General features: G+C 72.7%; 18 protein-coding genes. 8 read left to right on the top strand and 10 right to left on the bottom strand.

Annotation, left to right across the window (positions count from 1 at the left end):
- The first annotated feature begins 83 nt into the window (after positions 1–83).
- From M0M48_RS01205 to M0M48_RS01195, 3 genes are all read left to right on the top strand, one after another.
- Positions 84–2,240 (top strand): MMPL family transporter, encoded by a 2,157-nt coding sequence (locus tag M0M48_RS01205; RefSeq protein WP_257754073.1) that lies wholly within the window; start codon positions 84–86, stop codon positions 2,238–2,240.
- A gap of 85 nt (positions 2,241–2,325) precedes the next feature.
- Positions 2,326–3,588 carry a hypothetical protein gene (locus M0M48_RS01200; RefSeq protein WP_257754072.1) on the top strand — a complete coding sequence of 421 codons (1,263 nt, stop codon included), beginning with the start codon at positions 2,326–2,328 and terminating at the stop codon, positions 3,586–3,588.
- Positions 3,589–3,683: 95 nt separating this feature from the next.
- A complete protein-coding gene (locus M0M48_RS01195; protein WP_257754071.1) occupies positions 3,684–6,251 on the top strand; it encodes a bifunctional FO biosynthesis protein CofGH in 2,568 nt (855 codons plus the stop codon).
- An 18-nt stretch (positions 6,252–6,269) separates the two neighbouring features.
- Here M0M48_RS01195 and M0M48_RS01190 read toward each other — a convergent pair whose 3' ends face one another.
- Genes M0M48_RS01190 through M0M48_RS01180 form a run of 3 tightly spaced genes read right to left on the bottom strand, consistent with a single transcriptional unit; the run spans position 6,270 to position 9,429 of the window.
- Positions 6,270–7,532: a sugar ABC transporter permease gene (locus M0M48_RS01190; protein WP_215816620.1), complete on the bottom strand. Its 1,263-nt coding sequence runs from the start codon at positions 7,530–7,532 to the stop codon at positions 6,270–6,272.
- Between the two features lie 2 nt (positions 7,533–7,534).
- Entirely contained in the window at positions 7,535–8,347 is an 813-nt protein-coding gene (locus M0M48_RS01185; protein ID WP_215816621.1) for an ATP-binding cassette domain-containing protein, read from the bottom strand.
- A complete protein-coding gene (locus M0M48_RS01180; RefSeq protein WP_257754070.1) occupies positions 8,347–9,429 on the bottom strand; it encodes a substrate-binding domain-containing protein in 1,083 nt (360 codons plus the stop codon). Before M0M48_RS01180 ends, M0M48_RS01185 begins: the two co-directional genes overlap by 1 nt.
- A 155-nt stretch (positions 9,430–9,584) precedes the next feature.
- Between M0M48_RS01180 and M0M48_RS01175 the strand changes: the two genes are divergently transcribed.
- Positions 9,585–10,742, top strand: coding sequence for an ROK family transcriptional regulator (locus tag M0M48_RS01175; protein ID WP_215816623.1), 1,158 nt, complete (start codon positions 9,585–9,587; stop codon positions 10,740–10,742).
- Here M0M48_RS01175 and M0M48_RS01170 read toward each other — a convergent pair.
- Positions 10,725–11,360 carry a DUF4126 domain-containing protein gene (locus M0M48_RS01170; RefSeq protein ID WP_257754069.1) on the bottom strand — a complete coding sequence of 212 codons (636 nt, stop codon included), beginning with the start codon at positions 11,358–11,360 and terminating at the stop codon, positions 10,725–10,727. The genes M0M48_RS01175 and M0M48_RS01170 overlap by 18 nt on opposite strands.
- A gap of 43 nt (positions 11,361–11,403) precedes the next feature.
- On the opposite strand from M0M48_RS01170, the gene M0M48_RS01165 reads away from it, so the two are divergent.
- Positions 11,404–11,820 carry a DUF5709 domain-containing protein gene (locus M0M48_RS01165; RefSeq protein ID WP_257754068.1) on the top strand — a complete coding sequence of 139 codons (417 nt, stop codon included), beginning with the start codon at positions 11,404–11,406 and terminating at the stop codon, positions 11,818–11,820.
- 9 nt (positions 11,821–11,829) lie between these two features.
- Here M0M48_RS01165 and M0M48_RS01160 read toward each other — a convergent pair whose 3' ends face one another.
- On the bottom strand, positions 11,830–13,023 hold the full coding sequence (locus M0M48_RS01160; RefSeq protein WP_257754067.1) for an endonuclease/exonuclease/phosphatase family protein: 1,194 nt from the start codon (positions 13,021–13,023) through the stop codon (positions 11,830–11,832).
- 137 nt (positions 13,024–13,160) lie between these two features.
- On the opposite strand from M0M48_RS01160, the gene M0M48_RS01155 reads away from it, so the two are divergent.
- The gene (locus M0M48_RS01155) at positions 13,161–13,304 is read left to right on the top strand and encodes a GPGG-motif small membrane protein (protein WP_170222488.1); all 144 of its coding nucleotides are present in this window, start codon (positions 13,161–13,163) and stop codon (positions 13,302–13,304) included.
- Here M0M48_RS01155 and M0M48_RS01150 read toward each other — a convergent pair.
- From M0M48_RS01150 to M0M48_RS01130, 5 genes are all read right to left on the bottom strand, one after another.
- Positions 13,297–14,859 (bottom strand): acyl-CoA synthetase, encoded by a 1,563-nt coding sequence (locus M0M48_RS01150; RefSeq protein ID WP_257754066.1) that lies wholly within the window; start codon positions 14,857–14,859, stop codon positions 13,297–13,299. The genes M0M48_RS01155 and M0M48_RS01150 overlap by 8 nt on opposite strands.
- Before the next feature lie 47 nt (positions 14,860–14,906).
- On the bottom strand, positions 14,907–16,025 hold the full coding sequence (locus tag M0M48_RS01145) for an FAD-dependent oxidoreductase (protein ID WP_257754065.1): 1,119 nt from the start codon (positions 16,023–16,025) through the stop codon (positions 14,907–14,909).
- Positions 16,022–16,909: a DUF1295 domain-containing protein gene (locus M0M48_RS01140; RefSeq protein ID WP_257754064.1), complete on the bottom strand. Its 888-nt coding sequence runs from the start codon at positions 16,907–16,909 to the stop codon at positions 16,022–16,024. Before M0M48_RS01140 ends, M0M48_RS01145 begins: the two co-directional genes overlap by 4 nt.
- 60 nt (positions 16,910–16,969) lie before the next feature.
- Entirely contained in the window at positions 16,970–17,416 is a 447-nt protein-coding gene (locus tag M0M48_RS01135; RefSeq protein ID WP_257754063.1) for a carboxymuconolactone decarboxylase family protein, read from the bottom strand.
- 81 nt (positions 17,417–17,497) lie between these two features.
- Positions 17,498–17,983, bottom strand: a complete 486-nt coding sequence (locus M0M48_RS01130; protein WP_252373828.1) for an RrF2 family transcriptional regulator — start codon at positions 17,981–17,983, stop codon at positions 17,498–17,500.
- Between the two features lie 153 nt (positions 17,984–18,136).
- On the opposite strand from M0M48_RS01130, the gene M0M48_RS01125 reads away from it, so the two are divergent.
- Both M0M48_RS01125 and M0M48_RS01120 read left to right on the top strand, forming a co-directional pair.
- The gene (locus M0M48_RS01125) at positions 18,137–18,505 is read left to right on the top strand and encodes a hypothetical protein (RefSeq protein ID WP_257754062.1); all 369 of its coding nucleotides are present in this window, start codon (positions 18,137–18,139) and stop codon (positions 18,503–18,505) included.
- Entirely contained in the window at positions 18,502–18,744 is a 243-nt protein-coding gene (locus M0M48_RS01120) for a hypothetical protein (protein ID WP_257754061.1), read from the top strand. The genes M0M48_RS01125 and M0M48_RS01120 overlap by 4 nt, the downstream gene beginning before the upstream one ends.
- Positions 18,745–18,749 lie beyond the last annotated feature (5 nt).

The raw sequence follows: 18,749 nt of genomic DNA, 5'->3' as shown, positions 1-18,749 counted from the left end.
CCGATGATTCAGGGCGGATCTCAGGGTCGGATCCGGATGAATCCCGATGCCGATGCACCGAACCCCTGGGGAGAGTGAGCGCCATGCACCGTCAGATCGCCGGAAGGCTGACCGGCCCCGTCACCAAGTGGGTCGTGCTGGTCGTCGTGCTGCTGCTGACCGGGGGGCTCGGGTTCCTCGGCGGCAAGCTGGCCGACGTCAAGGACAACCAGGCCTCGTCCTGGCTGCCCGGTTCCGCGGAGTCCTCGCGCGTCGCCGACGAGCTGTCGACCGACCTCGATCCCAACGACATCCCGACGCTCGTCGTCTACCACCGCAAGGGTGGGCTGACCCCGGCCGACCTCGACGCGATGGACGCCCAGGCCAAGGAGATCGCCCAGGTCGCCGGCGTCACCGAGACCGGCGTGCTCACGCCGCACGGCGCCGAGGCGCTCGCGGCGTCCGGGCAGCCGGCACCGCGACTGATCTCCGAGGACGGCGAGGTCGCCTACTCGTTCTTCAACTTCAACTTCGGCGACGGCGGCTGGGCCAAGGTCCCCGCCAGCGCGAAGAAGGTCCGTGACATCGCCAAGATCGACGGCGTCACGACGTACGTCGGCGGCTTCGGCGGCCAGGCCTCCGACTTCGCCGAGTCCTTCGAGGGCTCGCACGTGCAGCTGCTGATGATCACGTTCGGCGTGGTGATCCTGATCCTGCTGCTCACCTACCGCAGCCCGATCCTCTGGATCCTGCCGATCCTGTGCGCCGCGCTCGCCTACATGATGTCCCGCGGCGTGGTCTACCTCCTGGCCAGGTACGCCGACCTGACGGTCAACGACCAGAGCGAGTACATCCTCAGCATCCTGTGCATCGGCGCGGGCACCGACTACGCCCTGCTCCTGGTGGCGCGCTACCGCGAGGAGCTGCGCCGCCACGAGGACCGGCACGAGGCGATGGCGTTCGCGCTGCATCGGGCCACCCCGGCCCTGGTCGCCAGCGCCGCGACCGTGGCGGTCGGCCTGCTCTGCCTGGTCTTCGCCGACCTCAACTCCACCGCCAGCCTCGGCCCGGTGCTCGCGGTCGGCGTCGTGGTCACCCTGCTCACGATGATCACGCTGCTGCCCGCCCTCCTGGTGATCGTCGGGCGCTGGATCTTCTGGCCCAAGCGCCCGTCCTTCGCCTCCGACGAGCCGACCGCGCACGGCCTGTGGGCGCGGGTCGGCGCCCGGATCGCCCCGCGTCCGCGTGCGGTGTGGGTGGTCACCACCGGCCTGCTGCTCATCGCCTGCCTCGGCCTGTTCAAGCTCGACGCGACCGGACTGACCACCGAGGAGTCGGTGACCGGCGAGATCGACTCGGTCACCGCGCAGAAGCTCATGTCCGCGCACGGCCTGGCCGACAACTCCGTGACCGTCCAGGTGGTCGCCGACGACGACCGCATCGACGCCGTCCGTACGGCGGTCGCCGGTGTCGACGGCCTCGGCGCGCCCACGCCGGTCCGTCCCCTCGGCGACGGCCGGGCCTGGTTCGAGTCCGCGGTCAGCGTCGACATCGCCTCGCCGGCCGCCTTCGACCTGGTCGAGGCCACCCGGGACGCCGTCGGCAAGGTCGCCGGCGCCGATGCGCTGGTCGGCGGCGGACCCGCCGTCTACCTCGACACCAAGATCGCCGCCGACCACGACAACAAGCTGATCATCCCGATCGTGCTCGTGGTGGTGTTCCTGATCCTGGTGCTGCTGCTCCGGGCGCTGCTGGCACCGCTGCTGCTGATGGCGACCGTCGTCCTGTCGTTCGGCGCGGCGCTGGGCATCTCGGCCCTGCTGTTCGACTACGTCCTCGGCTTCGCGGGGGCCGATCCCGGGTTCCCGCTGTTCGCGTTCGTCTTCCTGGTCGCCCTCGGCATCGACTACAACATCTTCCTGATGACCCGGGTCCGCGAGGAGACGATCACCCACGGCACCCGCAAGGGCTCGCTCATCGCGCTGTCCTCGACCGGCGGTGTGATCACCTCGGCCGGCCTGGTGCTGGCGGCCACCTTCCTCGCCCTCGGGACCCTGCCGCTGGTGTTCCTCGCCGAGCTCGGGGTGGCGGTCGCGCTGGGCGTCCTGCTCGACACGATGATCGTCCGCTCCGTGCTCGTCACCGCGCTCAACCTCGACCTCGGCGGGCGGATCTGGTGGCCGAGCCGGCTCGACCGCACGCCGCCGTCGGCACCCGAGCCGCCGGCCCCGGCGCCCGAGAAGGTTCCCGCGCTCGACTGAGGGGAAGGGTGGCTATGCCTTAGCCTGACCCGCGGTGTCCGCCGTACGGGTCGGTGGACACCGGGAAACAGGGACGAGTGAGCAGATGAGCGGTACGCACGGACAGCAGGGGTGGCCGACCACGCCGGTCGGGGGCCGGCCCACGGGACCGCCGCCCTCCGGACCGCCGCCGCAGCAACCGCCCACCGCTCTGCCCCCGTCCGGACCCCCGTCCGGGCCTCCGCAGGCACCGCCGCCGGTACCTCCGGGCTGGGGTCCGCCGCCTCCGGGCTGGGGTCCGCCGCCCGGGCCGCCGCCGCGCAAGCGCCGCTGGCCGCTGTTCGTCGGGCTCGCCGTGGTGCTGCTGCTCGTGGCCGGCGCCGGGACCGGCGGGTGGGCGTACTTCACCGGACGCCTCGGCTTCGGCCCGCTCAGCGCCGCCGACAAGGCCGCCGCGAGCGCCATCGCCGACGGCGTCGAGGCCCCGGAGTGGGTCGACGCCGCCCAGCTCGACTGCGCGGCCGACGACCTGATCCGCGACGCGCGCTCCGGCGAGCTCGAGAAGCGTGGCCTGGTCGAGCGCGACGGCGACGACTGGACCTACACCGGCACCTGGCGCACCGACGACGCCGAGGCCTTCTACGAGAGCGTCCTCGACTGCTCCGACGACTGGGAGAAGCAGGTCGGCGAGCAGTGGAAGATCGCCGACACCGGCTGCCTCGACGACATCGGCAGCGAGACGATGGGCTCCTACTTCGCCGCCTCGCTGGTCCCCGACGACCCGCCCGCGGGCCGCGACGAGGCGGTCGCGAAGCTCGACGAGTGCTACGCCGAGGCTCCGGCCGCGCCGCAGGGACAGGCCCGCTCGGCGTACCGCGCCGTGCAGTTCACCTTCACCCCGCCCGAGGCGAGCGGCGGCGAGGTCGTCCTCAACACCGGTGGCGCCGGCGCCTGGAAGCCGCTCAGCGGCACCTCCGCCGAGGTCGACACCAAGGCCGGCGGCCAGCGCGGCTGCATCCAGGCGCAGACCCAGGTGACCTACGGCTGGGGCACGGTCAAGACCAGCGAGGCCGAGCTCTGCGGGGTCGCCCAGCCGACCCGGATCTTCTGGAAGAAGACGCGCTGCACCGCCTCGCCGGGCTGCCGGGCCTGGGAGCTGCGCTACGAGGGCTTCGCCGACCTGAGCCGGATCACCGCGCGCTACACCAGCAACGGCGGCGACTGCCTGGCCGTCAGCGGCCGCTGCTCCGACACGGTGCTGATCGCCCCGGGCGGGCGCGGCAAGGTCGTCACGTGGAGCTTCCCGGGGTCCTACCGCGGGGCGTTCGTGGCCACCGTCGGCAAGCTGCGCACCCGGCTGCCGAACTAGCCCGCCGGGCGGGTGGGCGGACCGGTCGGAGGGCGGTCCCGGTCACAGGGCGAAACACGTTCTTCCACGGACACCCACCCGATAGCCTGGCGGGGATGTCCGAGGCGCCCACCCCCCAGCAAGTACGACGTGCGCTCGCGCGCGCCGAGCGCGGCGCGGCGCTCGACGTGGCCGAGGCGACGGCCCTGCTCGCCGCCACCGGCGACGAGCTCGACCGGCTCACCGCCGCCGCTGCCAAGGTCCGCGACGCGGGCCTGGTCGCGGCCGGGCGCCCCGGGGTGGTGACGTACTCGCCCAAGGTGTTCATCCCGATCACCAAGCTGTGCCGCGACCGCTGCCACTACTGCACGTTCGTCGAGACGCCGGCCCAGGCCGCGCGCGAGGGGCGGGCGCCGTACCTGTCGCCGGACGAGATCCTCGACATCGCCCGCCAGGGCGCCGAGCTGGGCTGCCTCGAGGCGCTCTTCACGCTCGGTGACCGCCCCGAGGACCGCTGGCCCGAGGCGCAGGCCTGGCTCGACGAGCAGGGCTACGACTCGACGCTGGCCTACATCCGGGCGATGGCGGTGCGGGTGCTCGAGGAGACCGGGCTGCTGCCGCACCTCAACCCCGGCGTGATGTCGTGGGAGGAGCTCAACCGGCTCAAGCCGGTCTCCCCCTCGATGGGGATGATGCTCGAGACCACCTCGCGCCGGCTGTTCGAGACCAAGGGACTGGCCCACTTCGGCTCCCCCGACAAGGACCCCGAGGTCCGGCTGCGGGTGCTCGAGGACGCCGGCCGGCTCGGCATCCCGTTCACCACCGGCCTGCTGGTCGGCATCGGTGAGGACCTGACCGAGCGGGCCGAGACGATCTTCGCCCTGCGGGCCACCCAGCGTGCCTACGGCGCGGTGCAGGAGGTCATCGTCCAGAACTTCCGGGCCAAGCCCGACACGGCGATGCGCCATGCCGACGACCTCGACCTGACCGAGTACCGCGCCGCGATCGCGGTCACCCGGCTGCTGCTCGGGCCCAAGGCGCGGATCCAGGCCCCGCCCAACCTCGTCGACCTCGACGAGTGCCGGGCGCTGCTCGGCGCGGGCGTCGACGACTGGGGCGGCGTCTCGCCGCTGACCCCCGACCACGTCAACCCCGAGCGGCCCTGGCCCTCGCTCGACCGGCTGCGCTCGATCACGGCCACCTGCGGCTTCGAGCTGCGCGCCCGGCTCACCGTGCACCCCGAGTACGTCACCGGCTCGCTCCAGCGCGGCGAGGCCTGGATCGACCCGCGCGTCCACGCCCACGTCGCGGCCCTGGCCGGTCCCGACGGGCTCGCGATCCCCGAGGTCCGCCCGACCGGGCTGCCCTGGCAGGAGCCCGACGGCGGCTTCGACGCCGACCACGGCCGCGGCCGTACCGACCTGCACGAGGCCATCGACGACGACGGCCCCACCGGGGGCCGCACCGAGGACCGGCGCAGCGACTTCGGCTCGGTCTACGGCGACTGGGCCGCGGTCGGCGAGGCCGCCGCACGCACCGGTCTGATCGACGGCGCTCCGGCCGTCCTCCACGCCGAGGGCGGGGCCGCCCTGCGCGCGGCCGAGGCCGACCCGGGCAACCTGTCCGACGAGCACGCGCTGACCCTGATGACCGCCGAGGGCGACCTGCTGCGCTCCGTGGTCGGCCTGGCCGACGACCTGCGCCGCGAGAGCGTCGGCGACGCCGTCACCTACGTGGTCAACCGCAACATCAACTTCACCAACGTCTGCTACGTCGGCTGCCGGTTCTGCGCGTTCGCGCAGCGGCGTACCGACGCCGACGCCTACTCGCTGTCCTACGCCGAGGTCGCCGACCGCGCCCAGGAGGCCTGGGACCTCGGCGCCACCGAGGTCTGCATGCAGGGCGGCATCGACCCCGAGCTGCCCGCCTCGGCCTACTTCGACATCGCCGCGGCCGTGAAGCAGCGCGTGCCCGGCATGCACGTCCACGCCTTCTCGCCGATGGAGGTCGTCAACGGCACCGCCCGGACCGGCCTGTCCGTCGAGGACTTCCTGATCAAGGCCCGCGAGGCCGGCCTCGGCTCGCTGCCCGGCACCGCCGCGGAGATCCTCGACGACGAGGTCCGGTGGGTGCTCACCAAGGGCAAGCTGCCCGCCCGCACCTGGATCGAGATCGTCTCCACGGCCCACCGCATCGGCCTGCCGACGACCTCGACGATGATGTACGGCCACGTCGACAACCCGAAGCACTGGGTCGGTCACCTGCGCGTGCTGTCCCGGGTCCAGGACACCGCCCGCGAGAACGGCAGCACCGGCTTCACCGAGTTCGTGCCGCTGCCCTTCGTGCACACCTCGGCCCCGATCTACCTGGCCGGCGTGGCTCGCCCCGGCCCGACGCTGCGCGACAACCTCGCCGTGCACGCGATGGCCCGCATCCTGCTCCACGGCCGGATCGACAACATCCAGACCTCGTGGGTCAAGCTCGGTATCGACGGCACCCGCGCCATGCTCAACGCCGGCGCCAACGACCTCGGCGGCACCCTCATGGAGGAGACCATCTCCCGCATGGCCGGCTCCGAGCACGGCTCGGCCAAGACCGTCGAGGAGCTCGTCGAGATCGGCGCCGGCATCGACCGGCCGGTCCACGAGCGCACCACCCTGTACGGGCTGCCCACCCGCGCCTGATCCGGCCGGTCGGGCCCGCTAGCCCCGGCCCGAGCTCGACCGGGCCCGCCGCGCCACCGAGTCGATCGTGACGGCCAGCAGGAGCACCCCGCCCGTCACGATGTAGCGGATGTCGGAGTCCACGTTCATCAGGTTGAGCCCCGACTCGATCGCCTGCAGCACGAGGATGCCGAGCAGTGCGGCGTACGCCGAGCCCCGGCCGCCGAACAGGCTGGTGCCGCCGATCACCGCCGCGGCGATCGCGGTCAGGTTGGTGTCGGTGGTCCCGCTGTCCTGCGACACGGAGGTCAGCTGGGCCGCGGCGAGCAGTCCGCCCAGGGCGGCGAGCGCCGAGCAGAGGACGAACGCCGAGCAGTAGGTCCACCCGACCCGGACACCGGCCCGGCGCGCGGCCTCCTTGTTGCCCCCGACCGCGAACAGGTGGCGTCCCCAGCGGGTCTTGCGCAGCAGCAGGTCGAGGACGACGACCAGCACGGCGAACAGGACCGTCAGGTAGCCCCAGCCCCGGGCGATGCCGAGGTAGTAGGTGAGCCAGCCGAGGCCGCCGCCGAGCAGGGCCGCCTTGAGGAGCACGGCGACGAGGTTCGGGGGCGTGAGCCCGGCGGCGCGGCGCCGCCGGATCGTCCACAGCCGGGAGCCGAGGTAGCAGAGCACGACGACCGCGACCAGGGTGTAGGCCTGGGCGTCGGTCAGGAACTTGTTGCGGGCGAACTGGGCCAGCCCGGACTCGCGCGGGATGTTGATGCTGCCGTCGGCGAGCACCCACAGCAGGGCTCCCTCGAAGGCGAGGAGGCCGGCGAGCGAGAACACGAAGCTGGGCACGCCGACGCGCACGTACAGGGTCGCGTAGCCGACGCCGATCAGCGCGCCCACCCCGAGCGCGGCCGCGATGCCGAGCCACAGCGCGTGTCCTTGGTTGACCACGAGGACCGCCATGATCGCCGCGCAGAACCCGGACACCGAGCCCACGCTGAGGTCGATCTCGCCGAGCAGCAGGACGACCACGATGCCGAGCGCGATGATGCCCACCGGAGCGGCGTAGAGCAGCATCGACACCAGGCTCCGCGACGACAGGAACGTCGGCTCGTAGGCGTAGAACACCGCGCAGATGACGATGAGCCCGAGCACCACCGGCATCATCCCGAGGTCGCCCCCGCGGACCCTGCCCCATCCCTGGCGCAGGTAGTCGGACGGCGAGACCGCCCGGATCAGCCGCTCGTCCTCGGCGTCGCTCGGGCGGGGCGGCTCGCTCGTCCCCGTCGCCTCGCTCGTGCCGGTCATCGTCATCCCCGTCCCTCCGTACGACGCGCCGCCCGCTGGGCGACCACGTTGTCCGACGCGCCGGTGATGGCGGCGACGAGCTGGTCGGTCGTCGCCTCCTCGGCGGCGAACTCCGCCACGTTGCGCCCCAGCCGGAGCACGACGATCCGGTCGGCGACCGCCTGGACGTCGGCCATGTTGTGGCTGACCAGGATCACGCCGAGCCCGTGGTCGCGCAGCCGCTCGACCAGGTTGAGCACCTCGGCGGTCTGGGCCACGCCGAGCGCCGCGGTCGGCTCGTCGAGCAGGACCACGCGCGGGTCGCCGACCAGCGAGCGGGCGATCGCCACGGTCTGCCGCTGCCCGCCCGAGAGCGAGGCGACCGGGATCCGTACCGATGGGATCTTGGCGGACAGCGAGCGCAGCAGCCGCCACGCCTGCTGCTCCATCGAGACCTCGTCGAGGAGCAGGCCCCGGCGGTGCTCGGTGCCGAGGAAGAGGTTGGCCACCACGTCGAGGTTGTCGCACAGCGCGAGGTCCTGGAAGACGGTCGCGATGCCGAGCGCCTGGGCACCCGCCGGGCCGCCGATGACGACCGGGCGCTGCTCGAACTCGACCTGCCCGGCGTCGGGTTGGTAGACGCCGGAGATCACCTTGACCAGGGTCGACTTCCCCGCGCCGTTGTCGCCGACGAGGGCGACCACCTCACCGGCGCGGACGGTGAGGCCCACGTCCGTGAGGGCCTGGACCGCGCCGAACCGTTTGTGGATCCCGGCCAGCGACAGGACGACCTCGCCCGTGTCGCCGGCCGGGGCCACCGGAGCGGTGAGCGTCATCAGGACAGGCCGGCCTCGGCGCAGGCCGCGGCGTAGTCGGAGGTGCAGATGTCGGAGACCTGGTAGAAGCCGTCGGCGATGATCGTGTCCTTCATGTTCTCGGCGGTCAGCACGATCGGCGTGAAGATGTAGGACGGCACGCTCTCGTACTCGCTCTGGTCGATCCCGGTCGCCGTCTTCGCGGGCGCGTCGTCCCCCTTGGCCAGCGCCACCGCGACCTCGGCGGCGGTCTCGGCCTCGATCTTGATCGGCTTGTAGATCGTCATGGTCTGCTCCCCGGCGACGATGCGCTGCAGGGCGGCGATCTCGGCGTCCTGACCGGTGATCGGCGGCAGCTTGTCCGCAGCGACCCCGCCGCCGGTGAGGGCGGCGACGACACCGCCGGCCTGTCCGTCGTTGGCCGCGTAGACGCCCTGGATCTTGCTCGCGTCGAACTTGTTGATCTGGTCGGTGGTCCACTTCTGGGCGTTGTCGGGGCTCCAGTCGGGGTTGTCGTACTCGGCCAGGACCGTGACCTTGCTCCCGTCGAGCACGCTGTGCGCGCCCTTCTTGAACTGCGCGGCGTTGGGGTCGGAGGGGGCGCCGTTGAGCATCAGGATGCTGCCCTTGTCACCCATCGCGTCGACCAGGGCCTGCGCCTGCATCTTGCCGACGGTCTCGTTGTCGAAGGACATGTAGTAGTCGGCGTTCTCGATGAACCGGTCGTAGGCCACCACCGGGACGTCCTGACCCTTGGCCTCGTCGACCATGCCGGCCGCGGTCTTGCCGTTGACCGGGTCGAGGACGACGACGTCCGCGCCCTGGTCGAGCGCGCTGGTGAGCTGCTGGGCCTGCTTCTTCTCGTCCTGGTCGGCGTTGAAGTAGAGGACCTTGCAGTCGCTGCACAGGTCCTTGACCTTCGCCTCGAAGAGGGGGCGGTCGTGGGCCTCGTAGCGGGTGGTCTTGGTCTCGGGCAGCAGGAGGGCGATGGTCGCGCTGTCGCCTCCGCTCTTGGTGTCGTTGGCGCCGCACGCGCTGAGCGCGGTGGCACCGAGGAACAGGGCAGCGCTGAGGGCTGCGACGCGGCGTACCAGGGTGGACATGGACTTCTCCTCGACGGCTCCGATGGATGCCTTCGAGTGTCATGGGTCACATCGTTGTCGTCAAGACTTGAACACAAAACGACTCGATCGAGCGCCGATCGACGATTTGCGTTCCGTTCTTGACCATTCTCGGCTCACCCCGGCACAGTGTGCCCATGTCCTCGTCCGCAGCCGCTCCTGGCTCGACCGCGTCCCTGCGGACAGCCAACCAGCGTCGCGTGCTGCACGCCCTGCGCGACGCCTCTGCCACCGACGGGGCCTTCACCCAGGCCGAGCTGGCCCGGGCCACCGGTCTGGCACCGGCCACGGTCTCCAATATCGTCCGCGACCTCAGCCAGGCCGGCCTGGTCGACACCGAGGCGGGCAGCGGACGCCGCGGCTCCGCGGTCCGGATGTCGCTCGGTGCCGGCGTCGTCGCGGGCGTCGACTTCGGCCACCGCCACCTCGCCGTGGCGATCGGCGACGTCACCGGACGGCTGCTCACCGAGGAGCGCTGCCCGATCGACCCCGACCTCGGGCACCGCGAGGCGCTCGCCCTGGCCCGGACCATGGTCGACCGGCTCCACCCCGCGGGCACCGTGCTGCGCCAGGTCGGGCTCGGGCTGGCCGGTCCGGTGACCGACGGCGTCATCCAGAGCGCCGCGATCCTGCCCGGCTGGCGCGGGGTCGACGCCCGCGCCGCGGCCCGCGAGACCTTCGGGACCGCCGTCCAGATCGAGAACGACGCCAACCTCGGCGCACTGGCCGAGCACCGGATCGGCGTGGCCCGCGGCCACGACAGCTCCGTCTTCGTCAAGATCTCCTCAGGCGTGGGCGCCGGCATCATCATCGCCAACCAGCTGTTCCGCGGCTCCTCCGGCAGCGCCGGCGAGCTCGGCCACCTCACCGTCGACGAGCACGGCCCCCTGTGCCGCTGCGGCAGTCGCGGGTGCCTCGAGACCTACACGTCGGTCGAGGCGATCCAGGCGCTCATCGGGGGCCAGCTGCCGGGCGCCACGCTCGAGCAGATCGTGGCCGCCGCCCACGACGGCGACGTGTCCGCGCGCCGCGCCTTCGAGGACGCCGGGCTCCACCTCGGCCGCGGCCTCGCGGCGGTCGTCAACCTGCTCAACCCCGCGATCGTCGTCCTGGGCGGCGACATGGCCCAGGCCGGCGACCTGATCCTGGAGTCGGTGCGCATGGGGCTGCGCCGCCACGCACTGGACCCGGTCGCCCAGACCACCGTCGCCGCGAGCGCGCTCGGCGAGCGGGCGAGCCTGCTCGGCTCGCTGCTGCTCGCCGCCGAGAGCACCGAGCTACTGCTCGCCCCCTGAGCCCACCCCGGCGCCCTCGACCCGGCCGGTGCGGCCGGCCCGGCGCTCCCGCCACGCGCGGAACCGCAGCCAACCCCTTCGTACCGTGCGCCAGGCGAGCCACAGCAGGACCAGCCCCGCCGCCAGCAGCACCCCCGCGATCGACGCGGCGGCATAGGGGTGCTCGATCGCGAACCACACCACGGCGAGCACGGCGACGTCCTCACCGACGCTGATGCTGATGTTGCTGAACGGCTCGGGCACCGTGTTGACCGCCATCCGGGTGCCGGTCTTGACCGAGTGCGACGCCAGCGCGCTGCCGCCGCCCACCAGCCCGCCGACGAGCTCGTTGACCGACGCCGAGTCACCCGCGATCAGCACGCCCACCACGCCGCCCACGAGCGGGCGGATCGCGGTCGAGACGACATCCCACGCCGAGTCGACGTACGGGATCTTGTCGGCGACGAACTCGAAGGCGTAGAGCACCGCGGCGACCGCCAGCACCTCCCACCGCCCCAGCACGTCCGGGATCGAGGCGAAGGAGCCGAACCGGTCCGCCAGGCCGAGCACGAGCACGACCAGGTAGCTGTTGATCCCGCTGGCCCATCCCGAGGAGAACGCCAGGGCGAGTGATTCCACGGGCTCAGCGTAGGTCTTCGCGACCTCCGGGTACCGCACCTCCATGACGAACAGCGATCCGCAGCTGCCCCCGGAGGACACTCTGCTCGGCGACGACGTCGACGACGAGCTCGACCGCGGCTACTCGCCGCCAGAGCGGTACTCCGCCGCCCAGCGCTACGGCACCACGCCCTGGGAGCAGACCCACGACCGGCCGCTGGCCGACCGGCTGGCCGAGGAGGTGCCCGACGAGGCGGCCGGCTCCGCGCCGGACGCCGACGACGACGGACTCCCCCACGACGCCGACGAGGCCGGTACCGAGGTGGGCGAGCGGCGCGCGGGCCGGTTGGTCGAGCCCGACGCGGGCGCCGGCGACGATCTCGAGCCGGACCTCGTCGCCGAGGACGTCGGTATCGACGGCGCCGCGGCGAGCGCGGAGGAGGCCGCCGTCCACGTCATCCCCGACGACGAGGAGCGCTAGCAGCGCCGCTCAGCGCCGCAGGTCCAGCCAGACCAACCGGTGGTCCGAGGTCGGGAACGGATAGACCCCGGTCAGCCGCGCCAGCGGGTCCGCCGCGACCGGCCAGAAGACCCCACCCCGGACCGGGTGCAGCCGGCGCGAGGGCAGGACGTAGTCGACGCGCAGGTTGCCGGGTGCGCCGTCGGCGAAGTCCGCGGTGTCGCGGGCCGGGTCGCCGCGGTGGTCGAGGTTGGCGCCGCCCTGGAGGGCCGCGGCCTCGGGCGCGCCGGCGGAGGTCGGGACCACGCGGGTCGCGATCCGGGGGTGGTCGAGGAGCTGGCGCGCGGCGTGGTCGACCGAGTCGCCGTCGTAGGGGTCGGCGTTGAGGTCGCCGGCGATCACGAAGCTCGAGCCGGGCCGCAGGCCACCGCGCCGGCCCGCGTCGTCGTAGATATAGCGGCTGCGCGCGGGGCCCGCGACGTAGTCGGCCCAGAACCGGATCTCGTCGTGGTTGCGCTTGCCGTTGCGGTCCTCGGGGCCGTCGAAGGTCGGCGGGGTGGGGTGCGCCGCCAGCAGGTGGACGGTACGGCGGCCGATCCGGATCGGCACGTCCCAGTGCGACTTCGACGAGAGCCGGAGCACCGCCTGCTCGGCGCCCGAGTACCAGTCGCGCGGCAGCAGCGAGCCGGGCATGTCCTTCCAGAGGAAGTGCTGGAAGGTCCGCACCCGTGCGGTGTCGATCGGGTAGCGCGAGTAGACGACCATCCCGTACTGACCGGGGAACAGCCCGAACCCGAAGGCGTCGTCACCGCCGCCGACCTGGCCGTCGTTGTTGAGGTCGAAGCCGCTCGGGACGCCGGTGTTGACCGGCGCGACGTAGGCGTACGGGTAGGTGATCGGCGCCGCGCCGCGCTGGCCGACCTCGAGGTAGTTGTCGCGGAAGAGGTCGGCCGCACCGGGCGCGTAGTCGAACTCGTTGATGAGGACGACGTCCGGGCGCGCCCGCTGGATCGTCTCGGCGACATTGGCCGCCTGGACGTTGCCGGGCGTCGCGAGGTCGGCGACGAGCTGCCCCTCGGCGCCGCGGTTGAGCGAGGCGTTGAAGGTGGCGAAGCGGACCGTCGGGTGCCGGTCCGGGGCGGGCGGGGGCGGGGACGCGCCGGCCGGGGTGGTGAGCGCGGTCAGCGCCGCCAGGGCGGCGAGCACGGCAGGGGTACGTCGCATGGGCTTCCTCCGAGCAGGGAATGCGGACGCCCGGACCCTAGACCCCGAGGGTGACGAGCGGGTGAACCGTCTGCCCGGAGGGCCCGCGGGTACTGGGTGGAGCGGGGGCAACCGGCCCCACCGACAGGAGGGAAACCGTGGCATTCATCTTGTGGATCCTCGCCGTGATCCTGGTCGTCGCAGGCATCGTCAGCCTGTTCCGAGGCCAGCTCCTCTGGGGAATCGTGCTGATCGTGGTGGGGCTGCTCGTCGGCCCCGGCGGCGTCAGCATCTTCACCTAGGAGGAACGCGGTCCCCGGCCTGCGCCACGTACTCGTCGCGCAGCCTGCCCTTGACCATCTTGCCGGTGGGCGTGCGGGGCAGGGACGCCCGGAAGTGGAACTCGCGCGGCACCTTGTAGTGCGCGATCCGCTCCCGGGCGTACGCCGCCAGGTCGGCCGCGAGCGTCGCGTCCTCCCCGTTCTCCGCGCTCGCGGCCGGCTGCACGAAGGCCACCACCCGCTCACCCATGTCGTCGTCGGGCACCCCGATCACCGCGATGTCGGCAACCGCCGGGTGCAGCGTGAACAGGTCCTCGATCTCCTGGGGGTAGATGTTCACGCCCCCGCTGATGATCATGAACGCCTTGCGATCAGTCAGGTAGAGGAAGCCCTCGTCGTCGAGGTAGCCCAGGTCGCCGACCGTGGTCCAGCTCGGGTGCTCCGGGTGCTCGGTGGCCCTCGTCCGCTCCGGGTCGTTGTGATAGCTGAAGGTCCGGGTCTCGCGCTCGAAGTAGATCGTGCCGACCTCGCCCGCGACCAGCTCCGCCCCGTCCTCGCCGACGACGTGCGGGACGCCCAGCAGCGGCTGCCCGACCGAGCCGGGGTGCTGGAGCCAGGTCGCGGAGTCGATCCGGGTGGCGCCGTTGGCCTCGGTCGAGGCGTAGTACTCCTCGAGGATCGGGCCCAGCCACGCGATCATCCGCTGCTTGACGTCGACCGGGCAGGGCGCCGCAGCATGCACGACGCAGCGCAGGGTCGACAGGTCGTGGGCCAGCCGGACCTCGTCGTCGAGCTTGAGCAGCCGGACGAACATCGTCGGCACCATCTGGGTGTGCGTGACCCCGTGCTCCTCGATCGCCGCGAGCGCGGCCGCGGCGTCGAACCGCTCCATCATCACCAGCGTGCCGCCGACGGTGTGGATCACGCCGCCGAACCGCAGCGGCGCGGCGTGGTAGACCGGCGCGGGCGAGAGGTAGACGGTGTCGGCGTCGAAGCCGTAGGCCGGCGCGAACATCGCCGGGTAGAGGTAGCCCGGCTCGTCGACGGCGATCGCGGGCAGGGGCGGCTTGATCCCCTTGGGGCGTCCCGTCGTACCGCTGGAGTAGAGCAGGTCGTCGCCGTGGGGCTGCTCCGGCAGCGGCTCGGTGCCGGCCCCGGCGAGCGCGGTCTCGTAGTCGTCGTACCCGGGGAGGGGGCCGCCGTAGGCGAGCCGGACCGACAGGTCGAGGTCGGCGTCGAGGTCGGCGACCATCGTCGCGAGGGCCGCCGAGACGACGAGGGCCTTGGCCCCGCAGTCGCGCACGATGTACGACGCCTCGCCCGCCGCGAGATGGCTGTTGACCGCCGTGATGTAGAGCCCCGAGCGCAGGGCGGCCCAGTAGACCTCGTAGGTCTCGGGCCGGTTGTCGCTGATCAGCGCGACGACGTCGCCAGGGCCCAGTCCCGCCGCGCGCAGGTGCCGGGCCAGGCGCAGGCTGCGCTCGTCGAGCTCACCGTAGGTGAGGGTCCGGCCGCTGCCGGCCATGATCAGGGCCGGCTTGTCCGGCGTGGTCGCGGCCCAGGTCCCGGGATACATGACGCGACTCTGCCACCAAAACTGTCACGGTGGAAGGGTCCTCGGCGTCACCGCCGGGAGCCGCGGATCCCCCGGTAGATCCCGCGCCGCACGATCCACGGCTGGAGCACCGCACCGACCGCCCACGCCGGGAACCGGAACGGCCGGCCCGAGGCCGTGAACACCCGCAGGCCGTCGTCCTCCACACCGAGCACCGAGCCCCACCGGCGCCGCGCGGGCCGGAACTCCCCCAGCGGCCGGCCCGCCAGGTGGGCCCGGACGTTGGCCGCGACCAGCCGGTCCGCACGCCCGCGGGCCGAGGTACGCAGCGGGTCGGTCGCGGCGACGTCGCCGACCGCGAAGACCCCGGCGAGACCGGGCACCCGCAGGTCCGGACCGACCCGGACGAAGCCCTGCTCGTCGAGCGCCTCCGCCGGCAGCCAGCCCGTGTTGGGCCGGACCCGGCCGATCGCCCACAGCACCGCGTCCGCCGGGTACGGCGGCTGGCCGGTGCTCCACGCGACCGGACCGGTCGTGATCCGGTCGCAGTCGAACCCGTCGGGGACCACCGCCCGGTGCCCCGGGCGCAGGTCGACGCCCGCGGCGAGCAGCCGGCGGCGTACGTGGGTCCAGGTGTTCGGGTGGTGCTGCGGCAGCGCCCGCTCCCCCGGGAACGCCAGCGTCACCCGCAGCGCGGGCCAGCGGGTCGCGCACTGCAGCGCGCTCGCGACCGCGGCGGCCCCGCCGCCGACGACGAGCAGGGAGCCGGCCGCCGCGAGCCGGGCGTGCGCGGCGGTGATCGTCGCGGTCACCTCGGCCTCGGTCTGCAGCGCGGGACGGCGCCAGAAGCCGTTGCTGACACCGGTCGCGACCACCAGGACGTCGTACGGGATCGGGCGGGCGGTGGTGCCGTCGTCGACGGTCACGGTCCGGGCGACCGGGTCTAGGTGGGTCAGCTCGGCGTGCACGACCTCGGCGCTGTCGAGGCGGCGGAACCGGTCGAACCCGATCCGGTAGTCCCGCGCCCAGCGCTCGGGACGGGCCAGGCGCAGGCCGAGCTCCTGGCCGCTGACCAGGCCGGGCTTGCTGGAGACGCCGACCACGTCGACGTCCGCGCGGGCCAGGTGGATCGCGGTCAGCAGACCGCTGTCGCCCAGCCCGGCGACGACGACGCGCGGGCGGCTCACGAGGTCGACCGGACCCGCCGCGGCGGCCGGGGCACCAGCACCGGCACCCGGGCGACGACCTCGCGATAGGCCGGCCGTCGTTCCAGGCTGCGCTGCTCCATCATCGGGATGCTCGCGCCCAGGAACATCGCGACCATCGCCACCGCCCCGACCGGCAGCCACCACCAGTCGCCCGGCGCGGCCGCGATGCCGAAGAGGGCCAGGCTCCACCAGAAGGCGATCTCGCCGAAGTAGTTGGGGTGCCGCGACCAGGCCCACAGGCCGCGGTCCATCACCTGGCCCGGCGCGCGCTCGCGCGCGAACCGCTGCATCTGCCGGTCCGCCACGAACGCCAGGACGACCGCGCCGACGCCCACGACGAGGGCGACCCCGTCGAGCCAGCGCAGGGCGGGACCGGGGCGGGTCAGGACGACGTACACGGGGACCATGCCGAGGAAGACCTGGAAGGTCGGGACGAGGTGGATCCCGACCAGGTCGGCCAGCACCTCCAGCCGGCCGGCCCGGGACCGGACCAGCGGGTAGCGCCAGTCCTCGTGGTGGAGCCCAGGGAAGGTGAGGATCCAGTTGCCGGTCAGCCGCACCGCCCACAGCACGATCACACCGAGCACCAGCCAGGCACGCGCGTCCTCGCGGGCGACGTCGGCGGCCAGCCACCAGTAGAGCGCGAGGTACGGCGGGAGCACGCTCCAGTAGGCGTCGTAGAAGCTCGAGTTGCGGTGCACCCGGCTCGCCGCGAACACCACGAGGGTGGCGACGAGGTCGGCCAGCAGCCCGTCCAGCCACAGCCAGCGCGTGTCGGGCCCCCACGCCAGCCACGCGCTCGCGGCGCCGAACGCGAGGACGTACGCGATCGCGACCCTGGTCAGCGAGGCTGTCTTGCTCACCCCACGACCATAGTGGAACGTGTTCTAGTTTGGCAGGGACTCGCGTTCCCCGGGCGCCGCTCAGGCCTCCACGAGCGCACCCTCCGGCTGCAGGTGGGTGGTCACGCCGGCCATGTTCCAGGTGTTGATGGCGCCCACCGCGACGATCAGGTCGGCGCGGCGCTCCTCCCCCAACAGCCGGCCGGCCTCGGCCCACAGCTCGTCGTCCACGGCACCGATGCCGCCGGTCAGCGTCTCGGCGAACGCGAGCGCGACCCGCTCCTCCGGCTCGAAGAACGGGCTCTCCTGCCACGCACCGACACCGTGGATCTTCCGGGTCGGCACCCGGCGACGCTCGAGGTCGGTGGCGTGCATGTCGACGCAGTAGGCGCAGCCGTTGAGCTGCGAGGCGCGCAGCTTGACCAGGTCGTAGAGGACCGGGCCCAGCGACTTCTTCAGCCGCCCGTCGAGCACCAGGAGGGCCTGGTAGGTCTCGGGCGAGGCGTCACGGATCGGGGTGCGGGTCATGGCTCTTCTCCTTCGATAAATGGACATTTGATGTCCAGTTTTGGGGCGAGCGGCCTCGGCATCGGGCCGAGCCGCCCGGGATCAGGTGCGCGCGAAGTGCCGCCGCGCGTCGGCCGCGACCCGGCGGGGCGTACCGGCCGCGAGGTCGAGGATCGAGGTCGCCGCCAGCTCACGGCGCCAGGCGAGCTCGGCACCGCGCATCGCGTGCGCGATGCCGCAGGGCTTGGCGAAGTCGCGCTCGGACCGGTCCTCGTTCATCCCCCGCCGCCGGATCTCGGTGCAGGCGAAGGCGTCGTCGGGACCCTCGATCGCCGCGACGACGTCCATCAGCGTGATCCGGCCGGCGGGGCGCGCGAGGCGCACGCCGCCGTACTTGCCGGGGACGGACTCGGTGATGCCCGCGCGGGTGAGCGCCTGGACCTGCTTGACGAGGTACGCCGCGGGCAGCTCGTAGGCCTCCGCCAACCGCGCCACGGCCACCGGAGCGGGCGCGGCGTCGCCGTCGTCCTCGTGGAGCCAGTGCAGCAGCACGCAGACATGGGCGGCCCACTCGACGCCCTCGTTCATCCGCACGGCCACACCTCTCTCTTAACTGGACACAGACTATCCAGGTACGGATCGCGGCGCAACCGTCCCCCCTGGTCCCGACCTTGCGGGCCATCGTCCCGACGTCGCCCGAAGCATCCACCCCGGCACGTCGGCGTCCCTACGACCTCGGTCGTGCTGGCCTCCCCCCGGCGCCTCCTGGCGTACCTGTCCGTCGTCGCCCTGACCCTGGCCACGCTCGCCGGAACCGCCGGCGCGGTCGAGGCCGCCCCGCAGGGCAAGGGCGTCCGGGTGATCAGCGCCTGCTTCAACGTCACGACCGGCAAGATCCGGGTGGTCCCGAGCGTCAAGGACTGTCGGCCCGCCGAGAGCCACATCCGCTGGAAGCGCGGCGGCAAGGACCTGCGCGGCGGCCCGCGCGGTACGCCTACGGCCACAGCCAGAACGGGACCAACCTCAACCCCGGCGGCACCAACACGGTCATCTTCGGCCGAACCGCCACCGGCGGCGGTCTCACCGTCAGCGGAAACGCCGTCGAGGTGACGGCCGGCATCTACCTGGTCACCCTGTCGGTGCGCAGCGAGTCGACGAACGCCGCGATCTGGTGGGTCGACACGGCCTCCGACGACACCCCGCACGCCGGAAGCCAGCTCTCCCTGCCCGCCGCGACCAGCCCGTCGGCCGCCGTGACCGGATCGGTCACCTTCGTGGCCATCGTGACCGACAGCAGCGAGGTCTTCCGGCCGCGCTACGTCAGCGGCGCCCAGCTGGACGAGGTCTGATCCCC

It is taken from the genome of Pimelobacter simplex (genome assembly GCF_024662235.1).
Lineage (GTDB): Bacteria > Actinomycetota > Actinomycetes > Propionibacteriales > Nocardioidaceae > Nocardioides.
The sequence above is the reverse complement of the archived record's forward strand: the minus strand, read 5'-3'. Positions and strand labels throughout refer to the sequence as shown.

Bases quoted from the DNA above. Each gene is read 5' to 3' on its own strand.
- M0M48_RS01205 (WP_257754073.1), top strand. From the start codon at position 84: ATGCACCGTCAGATCGCCGGAAGGCTGACCGGCCCCGTCACCAAGTGG.
- M0M48_RS01200 (WP_257754072.1), top strand. From the start codon at position 2,326: ATGAGCGGTACGCACGGACAGCAGGGGTGGCCGACCACGCCGGTCGGG.
- M0M48_RS01195 (WP_257754071.1), top strand. From the start codon at position 3,684: ATGTCCGAGGCGCCCACCCCCCAGCAAGTACGACGTGCGCTCGCGCGC.
- M0M48_RS01190 (WP_215816620.1), bottom strand. From the start codon at position 7,532: ATGACCGGCACGAGCGAGGCGACGGGGACGAGCGAGCCGCCCCGCCCG.
- M0M48_RS01185 (WP_215816621.1), bottom strand. From the start codon at position 8,347: ATGACGCTCACCGCTCCGGTGGCCCCGGCCGGCGACACGGGCGAGGTC.
- M0M48_RS01180 (WP_257754070.1), bottom strand. From the start codon at position 9,429: ATGTCCACCCTGGTACGCCGCGTCGCAGCCCTCAGCGCTGCCCTGTTC.
- M0M48_RS01175 (WP_215816623.1), top strand. From the start codon at position 9,585: ATGTCCTCGTCCGCAGCCGCTCCTGGCTCGACCGCGTCCCTGCGGACA.
- M0M48_RS01165 (WP_257754068.1), top strand. From the start codon at position 11,404: ATGACGAACAGCGATCCGCAGCTGCCCCCGGAGGACACTCTGCTCGGC.
- M0M48_RS01160 (WP_257754067.1), bottom strand. From the start codon at position 13,023: ATGCGACGTACCCCTGCCGTGCTCGCCGCCCTGGCGGCGCTGACCGCG.
- M0M48_RS01150 (WP_257754066.1), bottom strand. From the start codon at position 14,859: ATGTATCCCGGGACCTGGGCCGCGACCACGCCGGACAAGCCGGCCCTG.
- M0M48_RS01135 (WP_257754063.1), bottom strand. From the start codon at position 17,416: ATGACCCGCACCCCGATCCGTGACGCCTCGCCCGAGACCTACCAGGCC.
- M0M48_RS01130 (WP_252373828.1), bottom strand. From the start codon at position 17,983: ATGAACGAGGGCGTCGAGTGGGCCGCCCATGTCTGCGTGCTGCTGCAC.